Below are 25,409 nucleotides of genomic sequence, written 5' to 3'. Positions count from 1 at the left end.
GGGCTCCTGGATTCGAAGCCGATCCGTTTAGCTGGCGGCGGTGCTTCCCCACACCACCGCCAAGCTGGCATTACGCCGCCGCATGCGCAAAAAGCTGACCCCACTCCCGCCGAGCCGCCGACTGGGCATCGACGAAGCTCCGGCATGGCGTGCTTCCCTCGACCGCCAAATGCACTAGTGCCCAAGCTATTTCGAAGACCGGCAATCTGTGCCGTTGAGCGGCGTTGTGCAACTCGTCGAACGCGGTCTCTGCGGGGCACCGCCGAAGAGCGATGAGGATACCCCGGGCGGTGTCGAGAACGCGGCCAGAGTTCGAGCCGCTCGAGATTGCAGCGGGCCCTCGATTCGCCGTCATGGGTTGGCTACCTCCTGTTGAACCCAACCGATATCCGCCAACTCAGGCGGACGAATCCGTGAACGCGCACGCTTGGTTCGCGACGGTGGCTCCCAACGCGCATGCTGCCATGATTTGTGCATCGTGCCCGTTACGCCATACCACCGCTGATATCGGTACGCGGTTGTGACCGTGTCGATATCGGCCGAACACCACGAGGGTTCGTTGATTCGTTGTCAGGGACCGAGAACGCGCCGGGTGTAGTCGTTGAGAAACACCCGGTCCGGATCGAGGCGATCGCGAACCGCGGCGAACCGATCCCACTGCGGATAGCGCTCACGAAGCGTGGCGGCGGTCTGATAGTGACGTTTACCCCAGTGTGGCCGACCGGCGTAGTCGTCCATGATCTCCTCGACGGCGCGGAAGTAGCTTTCGAACTCCATACCGGCGTATTGATGAACCGCGATGTAGCAAGTGTCGCGCCCATATGCGGTCGACAGGAAGGAATCGTCGGGGGCGGAGAATCGCACCTCAATCGGAAACATGATCGGCAAGCTGCGACGGCGCACAAGGTCGATGACACGCTGGAGCGCCTCGCGCCCGTTTTCACGCGGGATCGCGTACTCCATCTCGGTGAACCTGACCTTGCGTTGGGTCGCAAAGACCTTGTAGGCGCGGTCTTGCACGGTGGAGGACGACATCATGTTCGTCATCAGGCGGTTCAGTCGCGGCGCCACACTAGGAAAACGACGGCCGGTCTGGCAGATCAGGCTCAATCCCCCGTTCTCGAAGTTCTCGCCGACCATGCGCTGCCACCCGGGCGTGGGTTTGGGCTGCTCGTCACTGCGATGCATGGTGCGCGTCAACGCCTTATCTGCGTAAGGGAATACGAAAAACTCGAAATGGTCATTACCGTCCACGAACTCGTCGAGGCGCTCCAGCGTCTGCGCCAGCGAGCGTCGCTGATCATGGCGATGCAACGTGAATAGCGGAACCGTCTGCAGGGTGACCTGTGAGATCACTCCTAGCGCGCCGAGGGAAACCCGTGCCGCCAGGTAATCGTCACCTTCGGACAGACTGAGCACTTCCCCGCCCGCGGTGACCAGCCGCAGCGAAACGATCCGCGCCGACAGATTCTGGAAACGCACCCCGGTTCCGTGCGTCGCGGTCGCGGTCGCGCCGGTGATGGATTGGGGATCCACGTCACCCTGGTTCTCCAGGCCGAGCCGTCGTTGCGCCAATTGGGGTCCCAGCGCACGTAGCTTTGCGCCCCCCTCGACCGTCACCAGGCCAGTCGGCTGGTCCACGTCGAGGACCCGCTGCAGGCCGGTCATGTCGATCATGACCCCGTCCGTGCAGGCGATGTCGGTAAACGAATGCCCGCTGCCAACCGCGCGTACCCGCTCGCCTCTTTTCGCCGCCTGCGCGATCACGTCGGCCAGCTCAGCCTCCGAGGTCGGCCGTACGATCGCCGACGGCGCGCAGACTTGCTCACCAGGCCAATTACTCCATATCGGGCTCATCGGGCCAGCTCCCTGATCACGGATTCGGCGACGGTGACGGCGTGGGACACCGTCTCATAGCAGAGATTCTCAGGTGTATCGGACATCAGGTGGTAATTGGCCACCGACTTGTGCCGGTTGATCGACACAAAGCACGCGGTCGGGTAGCCGGCGCGGCTCATCAACACCGCGTCGGTACTGTTGCGCGACCGGATGCCGCGCCGCAGCGGCGCGTCGGCGCGCTCGGCCGCCCGGATGACCAGATCCCGGAATGGCCGATAGAAGTAGTCCTCCATGACCGTCGGGCCCTCGCCCTCGAGCATGATGAGCTCGGGTGAGCCGATGGTGTCGAAGTTCAGGAAGTATGTGCGGTCGCGGTCCAGCTCGGGTTTGTGTCGCGCCAGGAACCCGTAGATCCCGCCCTGCAACGTTTCCTCGGCCCCCAGGGACACGAGCAACACTCGCACGCCCTTCACCGGCCGCTCGCGCAGCCGCTCGGCCAGCGCGACCAGCAGCGCAACCGCGGAGAGATTGTCGTTGGCACCGGGGACGACCGGACTGCGCGCGATGTCGGCGAACAAAGCGGCGGCCAGGGCGCTACCCACCGTTCCGGCGATCATCATCGGCCGGCTGCCGCGCAGGGCGCCGACACCGGCGAGTGCGGGCGCGAGGATCGGCCCCCACCAGTTCGGCAGCTGCGTGTCGATGCGCTCCACAATCCCGGGAAACAGCTCGACCATTACCTCCTCAATATGAGCCTCGAAAAACTTGCCGCTGTGCGCGGCGTCGTGGTGAGCGCACACAACAACTGTTAGCTGACCAGCAGGATCACCGGCCTCGGCTACCGCGTTCCATGTCGTCCGGGGCGTCTCCGTTCGTTTGCGCACAATGCGCGGCCCGTTGGCGCAATCGTCGGCGATTGCCAGCCCCGCACCCACCCCGGCCAGCGCGGCGGGGATGCGCAAACGTCTGCTGAGCAGGCCCGCGACGCCGGCCGCCACCCCGATCACCGACAGCTTGAGGTGCAGCCTCGGGTAGCCGTCGAGGTACTGCTCCTCCTCGATGCGCGCGTCCTGCGCGCCCGCCGTGCGCAGGCGCTCGACGATCCACTCGGCCGCCTTGTGCTCACCCGGCTCGCCCGCGGCACGCTCAATGGGTGCGAGCGTCTCGACTACCTCGCGCATGGCCGCCAACTCGGTCGGCAGGGCGGTGATCGGTGTCATGGCAGCTCCTCTTCGCGCGCCTTGAATTGGGCCACCGGGCCGCCCCGCATCTGCCGGGTGAGCCGGGTGGGCCTCGTCCATTTCAGCATTAGAGGAAGGTGCGCCCTTCACCCCGGTAGGTGGGGACGGTGTCGACTACTTCAGCGCCACGGACCAGATGCAGATGGTCGAACCGCTCACACAGCTCACCGGCCTTGGTGTGGCGGAAGTAGACCTTGTCGCCAAGCTTCAGCCGTCGGGCTGCATCACCGGATAGCGGTGTCTGAACTTCGCCCGTTCCCTCCAGCGCATTGAGCTTCAGCCCGACCGGCAGGTAGGGAGTCGGCATGCGGTCCTTCGCCCCGACCCCGCTGGCTAAATAGCCACCCCCGAGCGCGGTCACGGTCTTTGCACCGGGACGACGGCATACCGGCAGCGCGAACATCGCCGCGGGCTGCAGCGTGAACGTCGAATACGAGTCGAACAGTGTCGGCGCGTAAAAACCCGAGCCGGCGGTCGCTTCGGTAATCAACGGCTCCTGCGCAACCAGCTGCAAGTCGCCGGTGCCACCGGCGTTGACGATCTTGATGTCGGCGACCTCGCGCACCAGCTCGACGGCCCGGGCACGACGCTCGCGCAGCTCTTCGAACGACATGCGCTGCATCCGACGGATGATCGCGTTGTGGACCCGCTTGCCGGCGACGTTGTCACCGAGGCCCGCAATGTGGGCCTCGTAGCACATCAACGCCGCCAACGTTAGCGCCGGCCGCCGCGCGATCTCCACCGCGAGTGCGCGAGCCTGCTCCGGGGTGTGCAGCGGCGAGCGCTTGGAACCAATTTTTATCCGCCCGCCGGCGCGCCAATAGCCGGCATCGAAATCCAGACACAGCCGTACCGGCTTGTCGGTCGTGCGCTCGATCAGGTCAAGGTGCTCCACGCTGTCCACCATCACGATCGGCGCCCCGTCCGGGTCCTTGGCCGTCAGCTCGCCAAGCGCACGCAATGCCGCCCGGTCGGTCGGCGGGTAGGCCAACAACAGGTTCGAGAAACCTTGGCCGGCAAGCCACAGCGTCTCGGTAAGCGTGAACGTCAATAGCCCGTCGAATCGCTCACTGGCATCAAGGATTTCGCGTTGCAGTGGTCGGCAACGCAGCGACTTCGACGCCACCCGGATCGGCTTGTCGCCGGCGCGCGCAAGCAGTTGATCGGCATTGCCCCACATCGCGTCGAGATCTACGAACGCAAACGGTGCATCGTAGTCAGCGAACGCCTCCTCGTAACGCTGCAGTCGGCCCTGCGCATCCAGCCTCATCGGCCCGTCCGAACGTTGCTCACGAGCAGCCACCTCATGCACGCCGCCACCCTACTGAACCTAGCCAACTCTTACAGCCGCTTTTCCCGGCCCCACCCACGGATCGGGAACCAATCTCGTAGATGTGTGCGGTCTGCTGTCGACCTGGCCAATTGATGTGCAGATTGCCCATAGGGGGTTGGCCTGGGTTGGGGCGCTCACGGCCCGGGCATCCCATTTTGGCCGAATAGCAACCCGCCCGAGCCACCGGCACCGCCAGCAGCCCCACCGGTACCTGCCCCACCGTTGCCGCCGTTGCCGACCAGCAGCGCGTTTCCGCCATTGCCACCGGCGCCGATGCCACCGGGGGCACCGCTCCCGCCAGCCCCGCCGTTGCCAAACAGAACCGCGCCGAAGCCGCCGGCTCCGCCGGCACCGATGCCGCCGGCGCCGCCGGCCCCGCCCGCCCCGCCGTTGCCGAACAGCAGTGCCGCGTTGCCACCCGCACCGCCGTTGCCGACGCTGCCCGCCCCGCCGGCGCCACCGCTCCCGCCGGTGCCACCGTTGCCCCACACCAACCCGCCGTCGCCGCCGTTTCCACCGGCGGCGTAGAGCGTCCCGCCGACGCTGGTGGCACCGCCATTACCGCCCATGCCACCCACACCCAACAGCAGCCCGGCGCGACCGCCATTGCCGCCTGTGCCACCCACCGGGGCGACGTCGGGCGGCACCACGGTCGTGGTGCCAGCGCCTATACCACCGCCGCTACCACCCATGCCACCCGTGCCAAACAGCTGGGCGATGCCCCCCGCACCGCCGAAACCGCCGGAGCCGGCAAAGCCCACCGTCGCGCCAGTACCACCGTCACCACCCGGTCCGCCATTGCCGCCGGCCCCCCCGGTGCCGTACAACAGACCCCCGGGACTGCCGGCGCCACCCAGACCACCGACGCCGCCGTTACCACCCACCACAGCGCCGGGAGATCCGGTGCCGCCGGCCCCGCCGTTACCGATCAAGCCAACAGCGCCGCCATCACCGCCGGCCCCGCCGTGGCCGCCGAAGCTCTCGGTGTCGCCGGTGCCGGCTCCGCCGGCAGCGCCTGCCCCGCCGGCTCCCGCGTTGCCAAACAACAAGCCGCTCTGCCCGCCGTTGCCGCCCTGACCGCCGAAGCCGCCCACCCCCTGGACGGTGCCATCGGTCGGCCCGCCCAAGCCACCGGCACCGCCGACGCCGCCGGAGCCGAAGGCAAGCGCGCTCGCCCCGCCGGAGCCACCAGGCCCGCCGACACCGCCGGCCGGGAGGATGCCCATCGAGGGGCCGGTGCTCGGTGCCACCCCGCCCATCCCGCCGTTCCCACCGGCGCCGCCGAAACCGTAGAACAACCCGGCGCCGCCGCCGTTCCCGCCGGCGCCACCGGTGGTGCCCACCCCGCCCACGAGCGGAGCCGGACCGCCGTTCCCACCGGCCCCGCCGGCACCGCCATTGCCCCACAGCAAACCGCCGCTTCCCCCGGCGCCCCCGTTGAAGCCGTTGCGGCCGGCAGTGGTGGCGTTCCCGCCGGCTCCGCCGGATCCGCCATTGCCCCACAGCCCAGCATTCCCGCCATTGCCACCGGCCTGGTTGACCCCGCCGGACCCACCGTTGCCGCCGTTGCCGTACAGAATCCCGCCGTCGCCGCCGTTCTGGCCCGTACCCGGCAGCCCGTTGGCGCCGTTGCCGATCAGCGGACGCCCCAACAGCGCCTGGGTGGGCGCATTGATCAGGTTGAGCAGATCTTGCTGAACCGATTGCGCGGTTGCCGCCTCAGCGACGGCGTAGGAGTTACCGCCGGCGGCGAGGGCCCGGACAAACTGTTCATGAAACATCGCCGCCTGGGCACTCAACGCTTGATATGCCCGAGCATGCGCTCCGAACAACGCGGCTATGGCCGCCGATACCTCGTCGCCGCCGGCTGCGACCAGTGCCGTGGTCGGTGCCGCCGCGGCCGCGTTGGCTGCACTAATCGACGAACCGATGTTCGCCAAATCTGTTGCCGCCGCTGCGACCAACTCCGGCACCACGACGAGATAGGACATCAGGGACCTCCCGCCTCATGGAAACCCGGCGGGCGCCCGGTCACCATTGAACCCTCGGCAAAGGCTATCGCCATCGCGCCAACACGCCCCGCATTTCCGCGTGACCTACCATGCGTTTCGCCAGTCCGCCTCGGAACGTTTCAGCCCGGGTCAGCGCGGTCCGCTCGGTGGCCGCGACGACTAGGACGGCGTTGTGTCAGCGAATTCGCAAAATGCCGCGTAGGCACGAGCACCGTGGATGGTGGCCGGTCCACCGTGCATCAAGATGGTGACCCCGATGGCCTCAGCGGCTTCTTGCGCTGTAGCGCCGGCCCGTACCGCGGCTTGGGCGTGTGATGCGACGCAGCCATCGCACCCCTGCACAACCGCGATCGCCAGCGCCACAAGCTCCTTGACCTTGCGGCTGAGAGCGCCGTCGGTAAGCGCGGCGTCGCCCAGGGCTACAAATCGCTGGTACACCTGGGGAATCTGGTGACGTAGAGCGCGGTGTTGGGGCAGCAGGTCGTCGAGGACCTGGTGATGACGTGGCTGGTCCGACATGGCGTCCAATATACCCCTATGGGTATACACGGACGGCGGCCTTGGTTATTGATGGCTTCGGGCCCATTCAAGCGAGCGCCAGGAACAGCTTTTCTAGCTCAGCTGCACTCAGCGGTGCCGCGCCGCTGGCCGTGGCCCCGGACACGCATTCCTTCAACCCTGCCGCAACGATCTTGAATCCGGCGCGGTCGAGTGCGCGCGATACCGCGGCGAGCTGGGTGACCACGTCCCGGCAGTCGCGGCCCTGCTCGATCATCGAAATCACCCCGGCAAGCTGTCCCTGAGCACGGCGTAACCTGTTGAGAACCGCGGCGATGCTGTCTTGATCACCAATCACATGCACCCTCTATCTCGTTGAAGTGGCACCGCCATAGTACCCAGGGGGGTATTGGATGGCTGCACGAAAACAATGCACGATTGGATCTCCTACCGCCGGCCATGCCAGGGCGCATCCGACTGGCCGGAAAACACAGTCATAGTCTCAAGTTCGCCTACGCACGGCGCACCGCGACAACTACTCGGTCTACGGGATTAACAAGATGCACCAGGCCATGAAACGCAAGGGTTGGCACCTCGGCAGAGAACAAACCCGCCCGTTGATGCGCAAGGCCGGGCTGTGCGGCGTGCAACGGCCGTGTTCACCACCGTCACCGACGTAGCCGACCACGGCCGGCTGATCTGGTAAACCGGCAATTCAAGGCAGTAAGCCCAACCGGTTGTGGGTCGCCGACATCACGTTCGTGCGGACCTGGCAGGGGTTCTGCTACACCGCGTTCGTCACCGACGTGTGCACCCGAAAGATCGTCGTTTGGGCCGTCTCGGCGACGATGCGCACCGAAGATCTGCCCGTACAAGTATTCAATCATGCTGTTTGGCAATCAAATTCAGATCTTTCTGAGTTGGTGCATCATTCCGACCCCGGATCGCAGTAACTATCGCTGACCTATACCGACCGACTGGCTGAGCTCGGGATCGCCCCTTCGGTCGGGTCTCGTGGCGACTGTTATGACAACGCCCTCGCGGTCAACGTCGCCTCCAAGTCCGAGTTGATCAACCGCGGCAGACCCTGGCGGTGCATCGACGACGTCAAACTGGCAACCGCCGAATGGCTGGCTGGTACAACCAGGAATGCCTGCACGAAGCCCTAGGCTACCGGAGTCCAGGCCGAGTACGAGGCCGCCCTCACCGGCACCTCACACCCCGCGAGCCAGCCAACCCCGGCCCTCGCACCGACTAGGAACAAAGCCTGGGATAGTTCAGGTGGCCATCGTGGGCATCGTGAGGACCGTTTCGGGGGGCGAGTGCGGTGCGGATCGTGTGGTTTTGGTGTTGTTGGATCGCGCTGGATCGAGCGCCGTAGTTGGGGCCGTGGTGGGGCCGGGTTAACTGCATTGACGGTTGTGGTTGTTGAGTGGTCGGCGGCTGAGCAGGCGGTGTTGGATCGTGGGGTGCCCGTACCGGCGGAGCCGAGCATCTCTTTGCGGGGTGATGACGGCACGGCCCCGGGCGTGGATTCGGGTTGGCCGGAGTTGTCAGACCCTGCTGCGATGATGAACTCATGTCCTCGACCGCGACGTCTGGCGCAGCGGTAGTCAGTCCTGCCGAGCGTGTGGAGGTGTTGTTTGAGGAGTTGGCGGAGTTGGCCGGTCAGCGCAATGCGATTGATGGGCGCATTGTGGAGATCGTGGCTGAGCTGGATCGCGACGGGTTGTGGGGTGTGACGGGGGCGCGGTCGGTGGCGGGGTTGGTGGCCTGGAAGATGGGCTGCTCGTCAGGCAACGCCCACACGATCGCCACGGTGGCGCGGCGGTTGCCGGAGTTTCCGCGCTGCGCCCGGGGTATGCGGGAGGGGCGGTTGTCGTTGGATCAGGTTGGGGTGATCGCGGGGCGGGCGGGTGAGGGTTCGGATGCGCATTATGCGCAGTTGGCCGGCGTTGCCACGGTGAATCAGCTGCGGACCGCGCTCAAGTTGGAACCGCGACCCGAACCCGAACCGGATTTTCGGCCGGAACCGCGGCCCTCGATCACCAGGAGCGCCGATGAGCAGTTCAGTTGTTGGCGAATCAAGCTTCCGCACGTGGAGGCGGCGAAGTTCGATGCGGCGTTGCAGTCTCATCTGGATGCGTTGATCGCCGAGTACAAGCGTGATCACGACAACAGCGACGGTGTGTCGGATCAGCGGCCCCCGTTGCCGGGCAATGTTGAGGCGTTTCTGCGTCTGGTTGAGGCCGGCTGGGACGCCGAGGTGGCTCGTCGGCCACATGGGCAGCACACCACCGTGGTGATGCATCTAGACGTGCAGGAGCGTGCCGCTGGCCTGCACCTGGGTCCGCTGCTCAGCGAGTCCGAACGCCGATATCTGCTCTGTGATGCCACCTTTGAGGCCTGGTTTGAACGTGACGGGCAGGTCATTGGCTGCGGTCGAACGACTCGTCAGATCAATCGTCGGTTGCGTCGTGCGCTTGAGCATCGCGACCGCACGTGTGTGGTTCCCGGTTGTGGGGCCACCCGGGGTTTGCACGCCCACCACATCCGACATTGGCAGGACGGTGGGGCCACCGAGCTGGCCAACCTGGTGCTGGTGTGCCCGTATCACCACCGGGCACACCATCGGGGCCTGAACCGCCCCGGTGAGTCCGGAGACTCTCTGATCTGAGACCTCAGCCGGCGGCTGGTCTCTGGCGTTGAGCGTAGTAGGCAGCCTCGAGTTCGACCGGCGGGACGTCGCCGCAGTACTGGTAGAGGCGGCGATGGTTGAACCAGTCGACCCAGCGCGCGGTGGCCAACTCGACATCCTCGATGGACCGCCAGGGCTTGCCGGGTTTGATCAGCTCGGTCTTGTATAGGCCGTTGATCGTCTCGGCTAGTGCATTGTCATAGGAGCTTCCGACCGCTCCGACCGACGGTTGGATGCCTGCCTCGGCGAGCCGCTCGCTGAACCGGATCGATGTGTACTGAGATCCCCTATCCGTATGGTGGATAACGTCTTTCAGGTCGAGTACGCCTTCTTGTTGGCGGGTCCAGATGGCTTGCTCGATCGCGTCGAGGACCATGGAGGTGGCCATCGTGGAAGCGACCCGCCAGCCCAGGATCCTGCGAGCGTAGGCGTCGGTGACAAAGGCCACGTAGGCGAACCCTGCCCAGGTCGACACATAGGTGAGGTCTGCTACCCACAGCCGGTTAGGTGCTGGTGGTCCGAAGCGGCGCTGGACGAGATCGGCGGGACGGGCTGTGGCCGGATCAGCGATCGTGGTCCTGCGGGCTTTGCCGCGGGTGGTCCCGGACAGGCCGAGTTTGGTCATCAGCCGTTCGACGGTGCATCTGGCCACCTCGATGCCCTCACGGTTCAGGGTTAGCCACACTTTGCGGGCACCGTAAACACCGTAGTTGGCGGCGTGGACGCGGCTGATGTGCTCCTTGAGTTCGCCATCGCGCAGCTCGCGGCGGCTGGGCTCCCGGTTGATGTGGTCGTAGTAGGTCGATGGGGCGATCGGCACACCCAGCTCGGTCAGCTGTGTGCAGATCGACTCGACACCCCACCGCAAACCATCGGGGCCCTCGCGGTGGCCCTGATGATCGGCGATGAACCGGGTAATTAGCGTGCTGGCCGGTCGAGCTCGGCCGCGAAGAAAGCCGACGCGGTCTTTAAAATCGCGTTCGCCCTTCGCAATTCGGCGTTGTCCCGCCGCAAGCGCTTCAGCTCAGCGGATTCTTCGGTCGTGGTCCCGGGCCGTGCGCCGGCATCGACCTGCGCCTGGCGCACCCACTTACGCACCGTCTCCGCGCAGCCAACACCAAGTAGACGGGCGACCTCACTGATCGCTGCCCACTCCGAATCGTGCTGACCGCGGATCTCTGCGACCATCCGCACCGCCCGCTCACGCAGCTCCGGCGGGTACCTCCTCGATGAACCACCTGACATGACCCCATCCTTTCCAAGAACTGGAGTCTCCGGACATGCCGGGGCGGTTCAGGTTGCCGACCTTTGTCCTGTTGATCCTGTTGGCGGCGGTGACTGCCGTCTACGCACTACGCGGCGCGTTACGCGCTGCCACCTCACTCATGCGCGGCCGGCGCGGTGCCGACCGGTAGCGTCGACTCCCCGGCGCGACTGCCAGACAACAGCGTTGCCGGCGCCAAGACGCCGCCGATGCCCTGGGGACGCTGATGGCAGACGCTGCATGGTTTGCGCGTCGTACGCTGACACACACCACAGGAAGGACGCACAACGATGCAATCAAGCTCGCTCGATCCAGTAGCCAGCGAACGGCTGTCGCACGCTGAGAAGTCATTCACGTCCGACTTGTCGATCAACGAGTTCGCATTGCTGCATGGGGCCGGGTTTGAGCCCATCGAGCTGGTCATGGGTGTCTCGGTCTATCACGTCGGCTTCCAATTCAGCGGCATGAGGCAGCAACAGGAACTGGGTGTCCTCACCGAGGCGACATACCGGGCGCGCTGGAATGCGATGGCGCGCATGCAGGCCGAAGCCGATGCCCTCAAAGCGGACGGGATCGTCGGTGTCCGGCTCAACTGGCGCCACCATGGGGAGGGCGGGGAACACCTTGAGTTCATGGCGGTCGGTACCGCAGTGCGATACACCGCCAAGCCCGGAGCATTTCGGCGTCCCAACGGCCAAGCATTCTCCAGTCATCTATCCGGCCAGGACATGGTGACGCTGCTGCGATCCGGGTTTGCGCCGGTGGCGTTCGTGATGGGCAATTGCGTATTCCACATCGCCGTGCAGGGATTCATGCAAACGCTTCGCCAGATCGGCCGCAACATGGAGATGCCACAGTGGACGCAAGGCAACTACCAAGCGCGTGAGCTGGCAATGTCACGCATGCAGAGCGAGGCCGAGCGAGACGGCGCAACCGGCGTGGTGGGCGTGCACTTCGCCATCTCGAACTACGCGTGGGGAGTGCACACGGTGGAGTTCTACACCGCGGGAACCGCCGTGCGCCGCACCGGCAGCGGGGAAACGATCACACCGTCATTCGTCCTGCCGATGGACAGCTGATGTCTGATTTCGATACCGAGCGAGTGAGCCGCGCCGTCGCGGCCGCGCTCGTCGGTCCCGGCGGTGTCGCGTTGGTGGTCAAAGTGTTCGCCGGACTTCCGGGAGTGATTCATACCCCCGCACGACGTGGCTTTTTTCGGTCTAATCCCGAGCGAATCCAGATCGGTGACTGGCGTTACGAGGTCGCCCACGACGGCCGGCTGCTCGCTGCCCACATGGTGAACGGCATCGTCATCGCCGAGGACGCCCTCATCGCCGAGGCCGTGGGTCCGCACCTTGCTCGCGCGCTTGGGCAGATCGTCAGCCGATACGGCGCCACAGTGATCCCGAACATCAACGCAGCCATCGAAGTTCTGGGCACCGGCACCGACTACCGGTTCTGAACGTACGACTCAGGAGTCCTGGTGGTTGCTGCCTTCCGGCTGGTCATCACTGCACTCCAGCAGCTCTTTGAGCGCCTCGGGAAACCCGTCTGCCACGCCCCACAGGTCCGGCAGCAGGTCGGGGCAGGAGACAATGCCGACACCCAGTTCCCCGTTGAGGGACATGACGGTGATGTTGAGGCCCGCGTTGCCAAGGAGGGGGCCGAGGGGAAACATCGAGTCCATTCGGCAACCCAGAAAGTACAACTGGGCCTGGGGTCCGGGCACATTCGACAGGATCAGATTGTAGGCGGGGCTATGCGTTATCGAAATGTGCGGCAAGATCCGCATGGCCGCTCCGAACATCGTCGAGCCGCCGAACTGAATCCAGTCGTGCAGCAGGGTGGGGCCGATGGCCGCGGCGTGGTCTTTAGCGACGGTGTTTCCGGCGGCGATGGTGCGGATGCGCTGGGCGGGGTCGCTGATCTGGCTCGGTACCCGACAGAACATCCAGGTGGCCTGGTTGCGCCCGGGTCGGTCCGACTTGTCGTGTACCGAAACCGGCACGGTGGCCACCAACGGGGCCTCGGGCAGCACGCCGTGCTCGAGTAGGAAGCGCCGTAGCGCTCCGGCACACAACGCCACCACCACATCGTTGATGGTCACCCCAAACCGGTCCTTGACACGCTTGACGTCGCGCATGTCGAGCTGTGTATACGCGATGTTGCGCAGCCGACCGAGGGGGCCGTTGAACGGAGTCGGTGGGGCCGAAAACGGGGCGGCCATGGTACGGCCCTCACGGGCACGCAGCAATGTGCGCACCAATGTGAGCACTGTCGCCGGTACCACCGTCGCCAGCCGCACTGGCCGCGACGCGAACCCCTCCAGCCCACTCGCAGCTATCTGCAGCACATTGCCGCCACCGGTGCCCCGGACAGGTTGCGGTGCCGGCGCATCGGGCTGCAGGCTGCACAGGTGGGACAGCAGGTTCGCACCGGCGACACCGTCGACCACGGCGTGGTGGACCTTGAGCATCACCGCCACGGTGTCGCTACGGGCACCGCCTTCGATGACCCACATCTCCCACAGCGGGCGGTCACGGTCCAGCGGCAACCCGGCGATGTACCCACAGATCTCGGCCAGCTCGCGACGCCCTCCGGGCGCGGGCATAGCGACCCGGCGCAGGTGGTGCCGGATCTGAAAATTGTCGTCGTCCACCCACACGGGGTGATCCAGGTTAAGCTCGGTATCGGCGAGCTTCATCCGAAATTCGGGCGCCGCCTTGACATACTTCTCCAACGCGGCATGAAACCGGCCGTACGTGTAGCCGCCCGGCATCGTCGAGGTGTCCAACTCCAAGACGCAGCACACGTTCAGCGGCTGCGACGGTGTCTCCATATAGAGGAAGAAAGCATCGAGTCCGCTTAGTCGCTCCATAGCCGCCCACCCGGGACTGATCGGTTCAGAAATCCCCAACCCCGCCAAAAAGTTTAGGCACGCATTGCACGCGAATCTAGCCCCGGCGCAGCCCCTCGGCATCACATGTCGGTGACCGTGCCATTGCGGGGGCCTTCGCAACGGGTGACAGCGGCGCGAAAGTCTGGGGTGCCCAGACGCCGGTGGCACCGGCAGGCTGCTATTCGAGGAGAACGGGCTGAACCGCGTGGCGTCCCGAAGTGGTGCTAACGCGGCTTGAGGACGAGAACCAGGCCATCAGACCTAAGTGGTCTTGGCCGGGAGTTCGATGACGAATTCGTCAATACCGATTTGGCGGCTCACACCGACCAAGCCTGATACGGCCGTCGCGGCGATGCCTGCCCAGCGGCGACAGATCAAGGCGCGCAGGAAACGTTGTCGCCGGTGGCCGACCAACCCCACAGGGACCCGTGTGACAGCTGTGACGGTTGCCGACGTGCCCAAGCTACCAATGTGAAGCACGCAGCGTGTGACCACCGAGTGATTGTCAGGTCATTTGACAGCGGGTATGAGTCGGGCTGGAACACCGGTTGGGTCGCCTGCCCGCCCATACGCTGATTGGCACCGATTCACCCGGCGCCGAGGCTTCCTGGGTCGTCGGCATTACCTGGTGGTCAGCGGTCGTGGGAGGTTTTCAGATGTCGTTTGTGATCGCGGTGCCGGAGACTATCGCGGCGGCGGCGACGGATCTAGCCGATCTCGGCTCGACGATCGCTGGGGCCAACGCGGCTGCGGCGGCCAACACGACGAGCCTGCTGGCCGCCGGTGCCGATGAGATCTCGGCGGCAATCGCTGCGTTGTTCGGCGCGCACGGCCGGGCCTATCAGGCGGCGAGCGCCGAGGCGGCGGCGTTTCATGGTCGGTTCGTGCAGGCGCTGACCACCGGGGGGGGCGCCTATGCGGCCGCCGAGGCCGCCGCCGTGACGCCGCTGCTCAACTCGATCAACGCGCCCGTCCTGGCCGCTACCGGCCGTCCGCTGATCGGTAACGGGGCTAACGGTGCTCCCGGCACCGGGGCCAACGGAGGGGATGCCGGCTGGTTGATCGGCAACGGTGGCGCCGGCGGATCCGGTGCAAAGGGCGCCAACGGCGGGGCTGGTGGCCCTGGTGGGGCCGCCGGGCTGTTCGGCAACGGCGGGGCCGGCGGTGCCGGCGGAACCGCCACCGCCAACAACGGGATCGGCGGGGCCGGTGGCGCTGGCGGGTCCGCCATGCTGTTTGGGGCCGGCGGCGCCGGCGGCGCCGGCGGGGCTGCGACGTCTCTTGTCGGTGGCATCGGCGGTACCGGCGGAACCGGCGGCAACGCCGGTATGCTCGCCGGCGCCGCCGGGGCCGGCGGTGCCGGCGGGTTCAGCTTCAGCACTGCCGGTGGGGCTGGCGGCGCCGGCGGGGCCGGTGGGCTGTTCACCACCGGCGGTGTCGGCGGCGCCGGTGGGCAGGGTCACACGGGCGGGGCGGGCGGCGCCGGCGGGGCCGGCGGGTTGTTTGGTGCCGGCGGCATGGGCGGGGCGGGCGGATTCGGGGATCACGGAACGCTCGGCACCGGCGGGGCCGGCGGGGACGGTGGGGGCGGCGGTTTGTTCGGCGCCGGCGGGGACGGCGGGGCAGGCGGGTCAGGACTGACCACCGGCGGCGCTGCCGGTAACGGTGGTAACGCCGGGACGCTTTCCCTGGGTGCCGCCGGTGGCGCCGGCGGCACCGGTGGGGCTGGCGGCACTGTCTTCGGTGGTGGTAAGGGCGGCGCCGGCGGAGCCGGCGGTAACGCCGGCATGCTCTTCGGCTCCGGCGGGGGTGGCGGCACCGGCGGGTTCGGCTTCGCCGCCGGCGGGCAGGGTGGGGTCGGCGGCAGCGCCGGCATGCTCAGCGGCTCCGGCGGCTCCGGCGGTGCTGGCGGCTCTGGGGGCCCCGCGGGCACCGCCGCAGGTGGGGCGGGTGGGGCGGGTGGGGCGCCCGGGTTGATCGGCAACGGCGGCAACGGCGGCAACGGCGGCGAGAGTGGCGGCACCGGTGGTGTCGGCGGGGCCGGTGGAAATGCCGTGCTGATCGGCAACGGCGGCGAGGGCGGCATCGGCGCGCTCGCCGGCAAGTCCGGCTTCGGCGGCTTCGGCGGGTTGCTGCTGGGCGCCGACGGATATAACGCTCCCGAGAGCACCTCGCCATGGCACAACCTGCAGCAGGACATTCTCAGTTTCATCAACGAACCCACCGAGGCATTGACCGGACGCCCGCTGATCGGTAACGGCGACAGTGGGACGCCGGGAACCGGGGACGATGGCGGTGCCGGCGGCTGGTTGTTCGGCAACGGCGGCAACGGCGGGGCCGGTGCGGCCGGCACCAACGGCAGCGCGGGCGGCGCCGGTGGGGCAGGCGGGATCCTGTTTGGCACCGGTGGCGCCGGCGGGGCCGGCGGCGTCGGAACGGCGGGTGCCGGCGGGGCCGGTGGCGCCGGCGGATCCGCCTTCTTGATCGGTTCCGGCGGTACCGGTGGTGTCGGCGGGGCCGCCACCACCACCGGCGGCGTCGGCGGGGCCGGCGGGAACGCCGGCTTGCTCATCGGCGCGGCTGGGCTCGGCGGGTGTGGCGGCGGCGCTTTCACCGCAGGCGTTACCACTGGCGGCGCCGGCGGGACTGGCGGCGCTGCCGGGTTGTTCGCCAACGGGGGGGCCGGCGGCGCCGGCGGGACCGGCAGCACCGCCGGGGGCGCCGGCGGGGCCGGCGGGGCCGGCGGGCTGTACGCCCACGGGGGAACCGGCGGACCAGGTGGGAACGGCGGCTCCACGGGGGCCGGAGGGACAGGCGGTGCCGGCGGGCCCGGTGGGCTGTACGGTGCCGGCGGCTCTGGCGGGGCCGGCGGTCATGGGGGCATGGCCGGCGGGGGTGGCGGTGTAGGCGGCAATGCTGGCTCGCTCACCCTCAATGCGTCGGGCGGTGCCGGCGGCAGCGGCGGCTCCAGCCTGTCAGGCAAGGCCGGTGCTGGCGGCGCCGGCGGCAGCGCGGGATTGTTCTACGGCTCCGGCGGGGCCGGCGGCAACGGGGGCTACAGCCTCAATGGCACTGGCGGTGATGGCGGCACCGGTGGGGCCGGCCAAATCACCGGCCTTCGCAGCGGCTTCGGCGGCGCCGGCGGCGCCGGCGGCGCCAGCGATACCGGCGCCGGCGGGAACGGCGGCGCCGGCGGCAAGGCCGGGCTGTACGGCAACGGCGGTGACGGTGGCGCCGGCGGGGATGGCGCCACCAGCGGCAAGGGTGGAGCCGGCGGCAACGCCGTGGTGATCGGCAACGGCGGCAACGGCGGCAATGCCGGAAAAGCCGGGGGCACGGCGGGTGCCGGCGGCGCCGGTGGGCTGGTACTCGGCCGGGATGGGCAGCACGGCTTGACGTAGCGCGGCGGAACACCGACGACACCAGAGCGAACCCCCGCCGCGCATCCGCAGCCCAAATCCCAGAGCATCAGGTTGTACAGGAAGTCGCGGACGTCGCCCCGTTTCGGTCGACAACGGGCCTTCAGCTCACCACCCGCACTCCAAGTCACAGCTCACCATGGGACACAATCCACGTCGCGGCGTTGTTGCGGATCGAGCAGTTCTCGGTCCCGCCGGTCACGACGTCCGATCGGTGTCGGGCTGAGTGGCGAGTGGCTGACACTGCCTTAACCGAGCCGACCGGCGGCAAACACTGCGGCCTGCTCGACCATGCCGTCGTCGGCGTACCCGTTATGCGCCGCCCAATTGCCTCCGCTAGAACAGACGGGGTCGCCCGGGGCGCACAGCTGGATGGTCTTTTCTGCATATAGCGGACCGATGACGATCGGCGGCGCGCCGATCGAGTGCATGAACGCAACCGAGGGCATTCCGAAGAGTGTGACGGCGGCCACGTGGTCGGCGACTTCGGGCGGCATCGGCCTGGGCGCGTCCAACGGCGCCCCATCCGGAATCGCCGCCGCGGTAACAAAGCCCATCACGGCCGCACCTTGGGAAAATCCGCCGAGCACCAGCTTGCTTTGGGGACAGTTCGCCGCCGTCTGTTCGACATGGGTGCCCGCGTCGTAAATACCGGCCATCGCTGTCGGGAAATCCGTGGTCGCCGGGTAGTCGACCCCATAAACGCCCATAGACTTCTCGCCAATCTTGGAACGCAGCGCATCGATGAAGTCCTCTCTGAACCGCCCCGGCATGTCCGGAGACTCCAGTTCTTGGAAAGGATGGGGTCATGTCAGGTGGTTCATCGAGGAGGTACCCGCCGGAGCTGCGTGAGCGGGCGGTGCGGATGGTCGCAGAGATCCGCGGTCAGCACGATTCGGAGTGGGCAGCGATCAGTGAGGTCGCCCGTCTACTTGGTGTTGGCTGCGCGGAGACGGTGCGTAAGTGGGTGCGCCAGGCGCAGGTCGATGCCGGCGCACGGCCCGGGACCACGACCGAAGAATCCGCTGAGCTGAAGCGCTTGCGGCGGGACAACGCCGAATTGCGAAGGGCGAACGCGATTTTAAAGACCGCGTCGGCTTTCTTCGCGGCCGAGCTCGACCGGCCAGCACGCTAATTACCCGGTTCATCGCCGATCATCAGGGCCACCGCGAGGGCCCCGATGGTTTGCGGTGGGGTGTCGAGTCGATCTGCACACAGCTGACCGAGCTGGGTGTGCCGATCGCCCCATCGACCTACTACGACCACATCAACCGGGAGCCCAGCCGCCGCGAGCTGCGCGATGGCGAACTCAAGGAGCACATCAGCCGCGTCCACGCCGCCAACTACGGTGTTTACGGTGCCCGCAAAGTGTGGCTAACCCTGAACCGTGAGGGCATCGAGGTGGCCAGATGCACCGTCGAACGGCTGATGACCAAACTCGGCCTGTCCGGGACCACCCGCGGCAAAGCCCGCAGGACCACGATCGCTGATCCGGCCACAGCCCGTCCCGCCGATCTCGTCCAGCGCCGCTTCGGACCACCAGCACCTAACCGGCTGTGGGTAGCAGACCTCACCTATGTGTCGACCTGGGCAGGGTTCGCCTACGTGGCCTTTGTCACCGACGCCTACGCTCGCAGGATCCTGGGCTGGCGGGTCGCTTCCACGATGGCCACCTCCATGGTCCTCGACGCGATCGAGCAAGCCATCTGGACCCGCCAACAAGAAGGCGTACTCGACCTGAAAGACGTTATCCACCATACGGATAGGGGATCTCAGTACACATCGATCCGGTTCAGCGAGCGGCTCGCCGAGGCAGGCATCCAACCGTCGGTCGGAGCGGTCGGAAGCTCCTATGACAATGCACTAGCCGAGACGATCAACGGCCTATACAAGACCGAGCTGATCAAACCCGGCAAGCCCTGGCGGTCCATCGAGGATGTCGAGTTGGCCACCGCGCGCTGGGTCGACTGGTTCAACCATCGCCGCCTCTACCAGTACTGCGGCGACGTCCCGCCGGTCGAACTCGAGGCTGCCTACTACGCTCAACGCCAGAGACCAGCCGCCGGCTGAGGTCTCAGATCAGAGAGTCTCCGGACTCACCGGGGCGGTTCACTTAGCGATGCCGGCGTCAGCTGGAAGGTGTATCGCAACAAGACACTCGGGCCCATCTCCTCGGTTCTTACTTACGGCTCGCTTGTGACGTCTTTCAAACAGTCAGCCGATCCCAGGTCAGATCTTGTCCGCTTTGGCGTGGCACCAAGCTATCCCGCGAGCTTCGCGGCCGACGTCTTAGCCAATAGACTGCCGCGGGTCTCCTGGGTGATTCCCAATGTTCTCGAATCCGAACATCCTGCGGTTCCAGCCGCGGCCGGGGCTTTCGCAATCGTCAACATCTTAAGAATATTGCTTGCCAATCCTGCGGTGTGGGAAAAGACGGCGCTGATCGTCAGCTACGACGAAAACGGCGGCTTTTTCGACCACGTTGTTCCTGCTACCGCGCCGGCCGGGACTCCCGGCGAATATGTCACGGTGCCTGACATCGATCAGGTGCCGGGCTCCGGCGGAATACGCGGGCCGATCGGTTTGGGCTTTCGCGTTCCCTGCTTCGTCATTTCGCCGTACAGCCGTGGCCCGCAGATGGTTCACGACACGTTTGACCACACCTCACAGCTGAGATTGCTCGAAACTCGGTTCGGGGTGCCAGTTCCCAACCTCACGGCTTGGCGGCGCAGTGTGACCGGCGACATGACGTCAACGTTCAACTTCGCTGTCCCGCCCAACTCATCATGGCCCAACCTGGATTATCCCGGGCTGCACGCGCTATCAACGGTGCCGCAGTGCGTGCCCAACGCGGCGCTGGGCACGATAAACCGTGGAATCCCGTATCGGGTTCCTGATCCACAGATCATGCCCACGCAGGAAACCACGCCTACCCGTGGTATTCCGAGCGGTCCGTGCTAAGGCTCGAGGAACTCAAATCCGGTCAGGTACACGGTATTCCGTGCGGACCCGATCCAGGGACCGGGTAGCGATTGCCAGAGCCACACCTTGTTGACCTGTCCGGGCGACAGTGGACGCAAATTGATCGGATCGTCGATGTTCGGCACCGGTGGTCGTGGTATCCGCGGCCCCGATGGGCCTTGAATGTACCGGTACCAAGTCCGAGTGCAGCAGCGCAGGTCGGAGATGAACAGATGGGTTGCGACACGGTCACGGAGGCATACCTATCAGTGGATCACTGATCACAAGAGTCCCAGAGATCACTATCGTCACATCAGCGAACTGCGGACGTCAATTGCAACGTCCAGCCCGGGAAGGTGTGACATGTCGCCGATTCCTCGAATCGTGTCGGTATCGCTGGCGTGGGCGGCCGCTATTGGACTCATGGTTCCAATAGGCCTGGCGCCACCAGCGATGGCGGCGCCGTGCAGCGGAGACGCCGCGAACGCTCCGCCGCCACCGAGCGCCATTGTGACCGACCCCGGGGCCACGGCGCTCGGCCCGGTACGACCTGGACACGGTCCGATACCGACCGGACGCAAGCCTCGCGGTGCCAACGACCGTGCACCGCTACCCAAGCTGGGTCCACTGATATCCGCATTGCTCAACCCGGGTGCTAGAAATGCCGCGCCGCTACAACAGCAAGCGCTAGTCCCCAGGGCCAATCCTGGGCCCAATCCGGCACCCAATCCGCCAGCCACGGGCCCACAACCCCCGAATGCCACTCAGCTAACTCCGAACCCAGCCCCAGCACCCGACCCTGCTCCGGCGGCGGCGCCGGATCCTGGTGCCACGCTCGCCGGGGCTACCACATCCCTCGCCGAGTGGGTGACCGGACCGGACAGCCCCAACAAGACCCTGGAACGCTTCGGCATCTCCGGGACCGACCTCGGAATTCCTTGGGATAACGGCGATCCCGCCAACCGTCAGGTGCTCATGATCTTCGGCGACACATTCGGCTACTGCGCTGTCGATGGCCATCAATGGCGATACAACACGCTGTTCCGCAGCCAAGACCGCGACCTGGGCAACGGAGTTCATGTGACATCCGGTGACGCTTCCAACAGATATTCCGGCTCACCGGTACGCCAACCGGGCTTCTCCAAACAGCTCATCAACAGCATCAAATGGGCGCGCGACGAGACGGGGATCATTCCGACCGCGGGCATCGCCGTCGGCAAAACCCAATACGTCAACTTCATGTCCATCAGGAATTGGGGCCGTGATGGGGAATGGACGACGAACTACTCGGGCATCGCGGTGTCCAAGGACAATGGTCAGACCTGGGGGGTCTTCCCGGGCACCATCCGCGCGTCCGGACCGGACAGCGGCGGAAAAGCCAGGTTCGTTCCGGGAAATGAGAACTTCCAGATGGGGGCGTACCTCAAGTCCAACGACGGTTACCTCTACTCGTTCGGGACCCCGCCCGGGCGAGGCGGTTCGGCATATCTGGCACGAGTTCCGCAGCGCTTTGTGCCCGACCTCACCAAGTACCAGTACTGGAACGGCGACTCGAACTCCTGGGTTCCAAACAAGCCGGACGCGGCAACACCCGTTATTCCGGGCCCGGTGGGCGAAATGTCCGTCCAATACAACACCTACCTCAAGCAATACCTGGCGCTCTACACCAACGGTATGAACGACGTGGTGGCAAGGACCGCGCCGGCTCCGCAAGGACCGTGGAGCGCAGAGCAAATGCTGGTGTCGTCATGGCAGATGCCCGGCGGCATCTACGCGCCGATGATGCATCCCTGGTCGACGGGCAAAGACGTCTACTTTAACCTGTCTTTGTGGTCGGCATACAACGTGATGTTGATGCACACCGTGCTGCCATAGCCCCTGCGTTCGGACGCCGCTTGCGGTCCGCATGACCCGAGAGCGCCTTTTGTAAATCAAATTTACGAAACCTATGAGTCGTGGCCATTTGTGCGCGATATTTATGTGGCCACGACGGTTCAGCGTCTAGCTTGTGGGCCAAGAGCCACTCACCGGCCACGGTTTACCGCTGATCACGCGGGGCACGCAGGGAAGGCTGGACGATGAATTTTTCTGTACTGCCGCCGGAGATCAATTCAGCGCTGATATTCGCCGGGGCAGGGCCGGAACCGATGGCGGCGGCCGCGACGGCCTGGGACGGGTTGGCCATGGAATTGGCCTCGGCCGCAGCCTCTTTCGGCTCAGTGACATCCGGACTCGTGGGCGGGGCGTGGCAGGGCGCGTCGTCGTCGGCGATGGCGGCAGCGGCAGCCCCCTATGCGGCGTGGCTTGCCGCGGCGGCGGTCCAGGCCGAGCAGACGGCCGCTCAGGCTGCGGCGATGATAGCCGAGTTTGAAGCGGTCAAGACGGCGGTGGTGCAGCCGATGCTGGTGGCGGCCAACCGTGCCGACCTGGTGTCGCTGGTGATGTCGAACCTGTTTGGACAGAACGCTCCGGCGATCGCTGCCATTGAAGCCACGTACGAGCAAATGTGGGCTGCCGATGTGTCGGCGATGTCTGCCTACCATGCCGGGGCATCGGCGATCGCCTCGGCGCTGTCCCCGTTCAGTAAACCGCTGCAGAACCTGGCTGGCTTGCCGGCTTGGTTGGCCAGCGGCGCGCCTGCGGCCGCCATGACCGCAGCCGCAGGCATACCGGCGCTTGCGGGCGGACCCACCGCCATCAACCTGGGCATAGCCAACGTCGGCGGTGGCAACGTCGGCAACGCCAACAACGGCCTTGCCAACATCGGCAACGCCAACCTTGGCAACTACAATTTCGGGTCCGGAAATTTCGGTAACTCCAATATCGGCTCAGCAAGCCTGGGTAATAACAACATCGGCTTCGGGAACCTCGGCAGCAACAATGTCGGCGTGGGAAACCTTGGCAATCTCAACACCGGGTTTGCCAACACCGGCTTGGGCAACTTCGGCTTTGGCAACACTGGCAACAACAACATCGGCATCGGTCTTACCGGCAACAACCAGATCGGAATCGGCGGGCTCAACTCGGGCACCGGGAATTTCGGATTGTTCAACTCGGGCAGCGGAAACGTCGGCTTCTTCAACTCCGGCAATGGAAACTTTGGCATCGGAAACTCGGGTAATTTCAACACCGGTGGCTGGAATTCTGGACACGGGAACACGGGCTTCTTCAATGCGGGCTCGTTTAACACCGGTATGTTGGACGTCGGCAACGCGAACACAGGCAGCCTGAACACCGGCAGTTATAACATGGGCGACTTCAATCCGGGGTCGTCCAACACCGGCACGTTCAACACGGGAAATGCTAACACGGGTTTCCTCAACGCCGGAAATATCAACACTGGTGTCTTCAATATTGGCCACATGAATAATGGGCTGTTCAACACGGGTGACATGAACAATGGCGTCTTCTACCGGGGCGTGGGGCAGGGCAGCCTGCAGTTCAGTATTACGACACCTGATCTGACTCTGCCGCCGCTGCAAATACCGGGGATATCGGTTCCCGCCTTCAGTCTGCCGGCAATAACGCTGCCGTCGCTGAACATCCCGGCCGCCACCACACCGGCCAACATCACCGTCGGCGCCTTCAGCCTGCCCGGGTTGACGTTGCCGTCGTTGAACATCCCGGCCGCCACCACACCAGCCAACATCACCGTGGGTGCCTTCAGCCTGCCCGGGTTGACGTTGCCGTCGTTGAACATCCCGGCCGCCACCACACCAGCCAACATCACCGTCGGCGCCTTCAGCCTGCCCGGGTTGACGTTGCCGTCGTTGAACATCCCGGCCGCCACCACACCAGCCAACATCACCGTCGGCGCCTTCAGCCTGCCCGGGTTGACGTTGCCGTCGTTGAACATCCCGGCCGCCACCACACCAGCCAACATCACCGTCGGCGCCTTCAGCCTGCCCGGGTTGACGTTGCCGTCGTTGAACATCCCGGCCGCCACCACACCCGCCAACATCACCGTAAGCGGCTTTCAGTTGCCTCCGCTGAGTATTCCTTCCGTAGCCATTCCGCCGGTGACGGTCCCGCCCATTACGGTGGGTGCTTTTAATTTGCCGCCATTGCAGATTCCGGAAGTAACTATTCCGCAGCTGACGATACCCGCGGGTATCACAATCGGTGGCTTTAGTCTACCTGCGATACATACTCAACCGATAACGGTCGGCCAGATTGGCGTGGGCCAATTTGGCCTGCCCTCCATAGGCTGGGATGTTTTCCTAAGCACACCTAGGATAACAGTACCGGCTTTTGGAATACCCTTTACCCTACAATTCCAGACCAATGTGCCTGCGCTTCAGCCGCCCGGCGGCGGGCTTAGTACTTTCACCAATGGCGCCCTCATCTTCGGTGAGTTTGACTTACCACAATTGGTGGTTCACCCATACACATTGACCGGCCCTATTGTCATCGGTTCATTCTTTCTGCCCGCCTTCAACATACCCGGGATCGATGTCCCCGCTATCAACGTCGATGGCTTCACCCTGCCGCAGATCACCACCCCAGCTATCACCACCCCGGAGTTCGCGATCCCTCCGATCGGCGTGGGCGGCTTCACTCTGCCGCAGATCACCACCCAGGAAATCATCACCCCGGAGCTAACCATCAACTCGATCGGCGTCGGCGGGTTCACCCTGCCGCAAATCACCACCCCACCCATCACCACCCCACCGCTGACCATCGACCCCATCAACCTCACCGGCTTCACCCTCCCCCAAATCACCACCCCACCCATCACCACCCCACCGCTGACCATCGACCCCATCAACCTCACCGGCTTCACCCTCCCCCAAATCACCACCCCACCCATCACCACCCCACCGCTCACCATCGAGCCGATCGGCGTGGGGGGCTTCACCACGCCCCCGCTCACCGTTCCCGGCATCCACCTGCCCAGCACCACGATCGGGGCCTTCGCGATCCCCGGGGGGCCGGGCTACTTCAACTCGAGCACCGCGCCTTCGTCGGGCTTCTTCAATTCCGGTGCGGGCGGCAACTCGGGCTTCGGCAACAACGGCTCGGGCCTCTCGGGTTGGTTCAACACCAACCCGGCCGGGCTGTTGGGCGGCTCGGGCTATCAGAACTTCGGCGGGCTATCCTCGGGCTTTTCCAACCTTGGCAGCGGCGTCTCAGGCTTCGCCAACAGGGGCATCCTGCCGTTCTCGGTAGCCAGCGTCGTTTCCGGCTTTGCCAATATCGGCACCAACCTGGCGGGTTTCTTCCAAGGCACCACGTCCTAACCCTG

15 protein-coding genes and 15 other annotated features are annotated in these 25,409 nt (G+C 65.7%); of the genes, 6 read left to right on the top strand and 9 right to left on the bottom strand.

The window, feature by feature from the left end; genetic code table 11:
* Positions 1–70: 70 nt before the first annotated feature.
* From Rv1772 to Rv1766, 7 genes are all read right to left on the bottom strand, one after another.
* Positions 71–382 carry a hypothetical protein gene (locus Rv1772; protein NP_216288.1) on the bottom strand — a complete coding sequence of 104 codons (312 nt, stop codon included), beginning with the start codon at positions 380–382 and terminating at the stop codon, positions 71–73.
* A 188-nt stretch (positions 383–570) separates the two neighbouring features.
* Positions 571–1,857 (bottom strand): L-gulono-1,4-lactone dehydrogenase, encoded by a 1,287-nt coding sequence (locus Rv1771; RefSeq protein ID NP_216287.1) that lies wholly within the window; start codon positions 1,855–1,857, stop codon positions 571–573.
* On the bottom strand, positions 1,854–3,140 hold the full coding sequence (locus tag Rv1770) for a hypothetical protein (RefSeq protein NP_216286.1): 1,287 nt from the start codon (positions 3,138–3,140) through the stop codon (positions 1,854–1,856). The genes Rv1771 and Rv1770 overlap by 4 nt, the downstream gene beginning before the upstream one ends.
* A gap of 7 nt (positions 3,141–3,147) precedes the next feature.
* The gene (locus Rv1769; protein NP_216285.1) at positions 3,148–4,392 is read right to left on the bottom strand and encodes a hypothetical protein; all 1,245 of its coding nucleotides are present in this window, start codon (positions 4,390–4,392) and stop codon (positions 3,148–3,150) included.
* Positions 4,393–4,547: 155 nt separating this feature from the next.
* Positions 4,548–6,404 carry a PE-PGRS family protein PE_PGRS31 gene (gene PE_PGRS31 / locus Rv1768; RefSeq protein ID YP_177832.1) on the bottom strand — a complete coding sequence of 619 codons (1,857 nt, stop codon included), beginning with the start codon at positions 6,402–6,404 and terminating at the stop codon, positions 4,548–4,550.
* A 180-nt stretch (positions 6,405–6,584) separates the two neighbouring features.
* Positions 6,585–6,944, bottom strand: a complete 360-nt coding sequence (locus tag Rv1767) for a hypothetical protein (protein NP_216283.1) — start codon at positions 6,942–6,944, stop codon at positions 6,585–6,587.
* A 67-nt stretch (positions 6,945–7,011) separates the two neighbouring features.
* The gene (locus Rv1766; RefSeq protein ID NP_216282.2) at positions 7,012–7,281 is read right to left on the bottom strand and encodes a hypothetical protein; all 270 of its coding nucleotides are present in this window, start codon (positions 7,279–7,281) and stop codon (positions 7,012–7,014) included.
* Positions 7,205–7,218 (top strand) — a repeat region (14 bp Inverted repeat at the right end of ISB9,ATCACCCCGGCAAG). It overlaps the preceding gene by 14 nt.
* Positions 7,205–8,434 (top strand) — a mobile genetic element (ISB9', len: 1230 nt. Insertion sequence ISB9, nearly identical to EM_BA:MTU78639. Note that this sequence shows several differences to EM_BA: MTU78639, and the transposase ORFs are extensively frameshifted. Our sequence has been checked and is thought to be correct; the sequence in EM_BA:MTU78639 is from a different isolate of Mycobacterium tuberculosis.). It overlaps the preceding feature by 14 nt.
* Positions 8,421–8,434 (bottom strand) — a repeat region (14 bp Inverted repeat at the left end of ISB9',ATCACCCCGCAAAG). It overlaps the preceding feature by 14 nt.
* A 68-nt stretch (positions 8,435–8,502) precedes the next feature.
* On the opposite strand from Rv1766, the gene Rv1765c reads away from it, so the two are divergent.
* The 3 genes from Rv1765c (at position 8,503) to Rv1761c (ending at position 12,347) form a co-directional block, all read left to right on the top strand.
* Complete coding sequence (locus tag Rv1765c; protein ID NP_216281.1) at positions 8,503–9,600, top strand: hypothetical protein; 1,098 nt, start codon at positions 8,503–8,505, stop codon at positions 9,598–9,600.
* Positions 9,563–9,590, top strand: a repeat region (28 bp inverted repeat at the right end of IS6110,TGAACCGCCCCGGTGAGTCCGGAGACTC). (Overlaps the previous gene by 28 nt.)
* Positions 9,563–10,917, bottom strand: a mobile genetic element (IS6110-4, len: 1355 nt. Insertion sequence IS6110.). It overlaps the preceding feature by 28 nt.
* Positions 10,890–10,917 (bottom strand) — a repeat region (28 bp inverted repeat at the left end of IS6110,TGAACCGCCCCGGCATGTCCGGAGACTC). Its footprint overlaps the feature before it by 28 nt.
* Before the next feature lie 258 nt (positions 10,918–11,175).
* Positions 11,176–11,964, top strand: coding sequence for a hypothetical protein (locus tag Rv1762c; RefSeq protein NP_216278.1), 789 nt, complete (start codon positions 11,176–11,178; stop codon positions 11,962–11,964).
* Complete coding sequence (locus Rv1761c) at positions 11,964–12,347, top strand: hypothetical protein (RefSeq protein ID NP_216277.1); 384 nt, start codon at positions 11,964–11,966, stop codon at positions 12,345–12,347. The genes Rv1762c and Rv1761c overlap by 1 nt, the downstream gene beginning before the upstream one ends.
* A gap of 9 nt (positions 12,348–12,356) precedes the next feature.
* Here Rv1761c and Rv1760 read toward each other — a convergent pair whose 3' ends face one another.
* On the bottom strand, positions 12,357–13,865 hold the full coding sequence (locus tag Rv1760; RefSeq protein ID NP_216276.1) for a diacylglycerol acyltransferase: 1,509 nt from the start codon (positions 13,863–13,865) through the stop codon (positions 12,357–12,359).
* 575 nt (positions 13,866–14,440) lie between these two features.
* On the opposite strand from Rv1760, the gene wag22 reads away from it, so the two are divergent.
* Positions 14,441–17,185, top strand: coding sequence for a PE-PGRS family protein Wag22 (wag22, locus tag Rv1759c; protein YP_177831.1), 2,745 nt, complete (start codon positions 14,441–14,443; stop codon positions 17,183–17,185).
* Positions 17,186–17,451: 266 nt separating this feature from the next.
* Here wag22 and cut1 read toward each other — a convergent pair whose 3' ends face one another.
* Positions 17,452–17,976 (bottom strand): cutinase, encoded by a 525-nt coding sequence (cut1, locus tag Rv1758; RefSeq protein NP_216274.1) that lies wholly within the window; start codon positions 17,974–17,976, stop codon positions 17,452–17,454.
* Positions 17,961–17,988, top strand: a repeat region (28 bp inverted repeat at the right end of IS6110,TGAACCGCCCCGGCATGTCCGGAGACTC). It overlaps the preceding gene by 16 nt.
* Positions 17,961–19,315, top strand: a mobile genetic element (IS6110-3, len: 1355 nt. Insertion sequence IS6110.). (Overlaps the previous feature by 28 nt.)
* Positions 19,288–19,315: a repeat region (28 bp inverted repeat at the left end of IS6110,TGAACCGCCCCGGTGAGTCCGGAGACTC.), on the bottom strand. It overlaps the preceding feature by 28 nt.
* Before the next feature lie 1,032 nt (positions 19,316–20,347).
* Here cut1 and Rv1754c point away from each other — a divergent pair.
* On the top strand, positions 20,348–22,039 hold the full coding sequence (locus Rv1754c; protein NP_216270.1) for a hypothetical protein: 1,692 nt from the start codon (positions 20,348–20,350) through the stop codon (positions 22,037–22,039).
* A gap of 203 nt (positions 22,040–22,242) precedes the next feature.
* Entirely contained in the window at positions 22,243–25,404 is a 3,162-nt protein-coding gene (gene PPE24, locus Rv1753c) for a PPE family protein PPE24 (RefSeq protein YP_177830.1), read from the top strand.
* Positions 23,664–23,741, top strand: a repeat region (78 bp imperfect direct repeat 1,TCCCGCCTTCAGTCTGCCGGCAATAACGCTGCCGTCGCTGAACATCCCGGCCGCCACCACACCGGCCAACATCACCGT). It overlaps the preceding gene by 78 nt.
* Positions 23,742–23,819 (top strand) — a repeat region (78 bp imperfect direct repeat 2,CGGCGCCTTCAGCCTGCCCGGGTTGACGTTGCCGTCGTTGAACATCCCGGCCGCCACCACACCAGCCAACATCACCGT).
* Positions 23,820–23,897 (top strand) — a repeat region (78 bp imperfect direct repeat 3,GGGTGCCTTCAGCCTGCCCGGGTTGACGTTGCCGTCGTTGAACATCCCGGCCGCCACCACACCAGCCAACATCACCGT).
* Positions 23,898–23,975 (top strand) — a repeat region (78 bp imperfect direct repeat 4,CGGCGCCTTCAGCCTGCCCGGGTTGACGTTGCCGTCGTTGAACATCCCGGCCGCCACCACACCAGCCAACATCACCGT).
* Positions 23,976–24,053 (top strand) — a repeat region (78 bp imperfect direct repeat 5,CGGCGCCTTCAGCCTGCCCGGGTTGACGTTGCCGTCGTTGAACATCCCGGCCGCCACCACACCAGCCAACATCACCGT).
* Positions 24,054–24,131, top strand: a repeat region (78 bp imperfect direct repeat 6,CGGCGCCTTCAGCCTGCCCGGGTTGACGTTGCCGTCGTTGAACATCCCGGCCGCCACCACACCCGCCAACATCACCGT).
* Positions 25,405–25,409: the final 5 nt, after the last annotated feature.

Source organism: Mycobacterium tuberculosis H37Rv, from assembly GCF_000195955.2.
GTDB classification, from domain to species: Bacteria; Actinomycetota; Actinomycetes; order Mycobacteriales; family Mycobacteriaceae; genus Mycobacterium; species Mycobacterium tuberculosis.
This window is presented reverse-complemented; position numbering and strand designations above follow the sequence as displayed.

Bases quoted from the DNA above. Each gene is read 5' to 3' on its own strand.
- Rv1771 (NP_216287.1), bottom strand. From the start codon at position 1,857: ATGAGCCCGATATGGAGTAATTGGCCTGGTGAGCAAGTCTGCGCGCCG.
- Rv1770 (NP_216286.1), bottom strand. From the start codon at position 3,140: ATGGACGAGGCCCACCCGGCTCACCCGGCAGATGCGGGGCGGCCCGGT.
- PE_PGRS31 (YP_177832.1), bottom strand. From the start codon at position 6,404: ATGTCCTATCTCGTCGTGGTGCCGGAGTTGGTCGCAGCGGCGGCAACA.
- Rv1767 (NP_216283.1), bottom strand. From the start codon at position 6,944: ATGTCGGACCAGCCACGTCATCACCAGGTCCTCGACGACCTGCTGCCC.
- Rv1765c (NP_216281.1), top strand. From the start codon at position 8,503: ATGTCCTCGACCGCGACGTCTGGCGCAGCGGTAGTCAGTCCTGCCGAG.
- Rv1762c (NP_216278.1), top strand. From the start codon at position 11,176: ATGCAATCAAGCTCGCTCGATCCAGTAGCCAGCGAACGGCTGTCGCAC.
- Rv1761c (NP_216277.1), top strand. From the start codon at position 11,964: ATGTCTGATTTCGATACCGAGCGAGTGAGCCGCGCCGTCGCGGCCGCG.
- Rv1760 (NP_216276.1), bottom strand. From the start codon at position 13,865: ATGCCGAGGGGCTGCGCCGGGGCTAGATTCGCGTGCAATGCGTGCCTA.
- wag22 (YP_177831.1), top strand. From the start codon at position 14,441: ATGTCGTTTGTGATCGCGGTGCCGGAGACTATCGCGGCGGCGGCGACG.
- cut1 (NP_216274.1), bottom strand. From the start codon at position 17,976: ATGCCGGGGCGGTTCAGAGAGGACTTCATCGATGCGCTGCGTTCCAAG.
- Rv1754c (NP_216270.1), top strand. From the start codon at position 20,348: ATGTACCGGTACCAAGTCCGAGTGCAGCAGCGCAGGTCGGAGATGAAC.
- PPE24 (YP_177830.1), top strand. From the start codon at position 22,243: ATGAATTTTTCTGTACTGCCGCCGGAGATCAATTCAGCGCTGATATTC.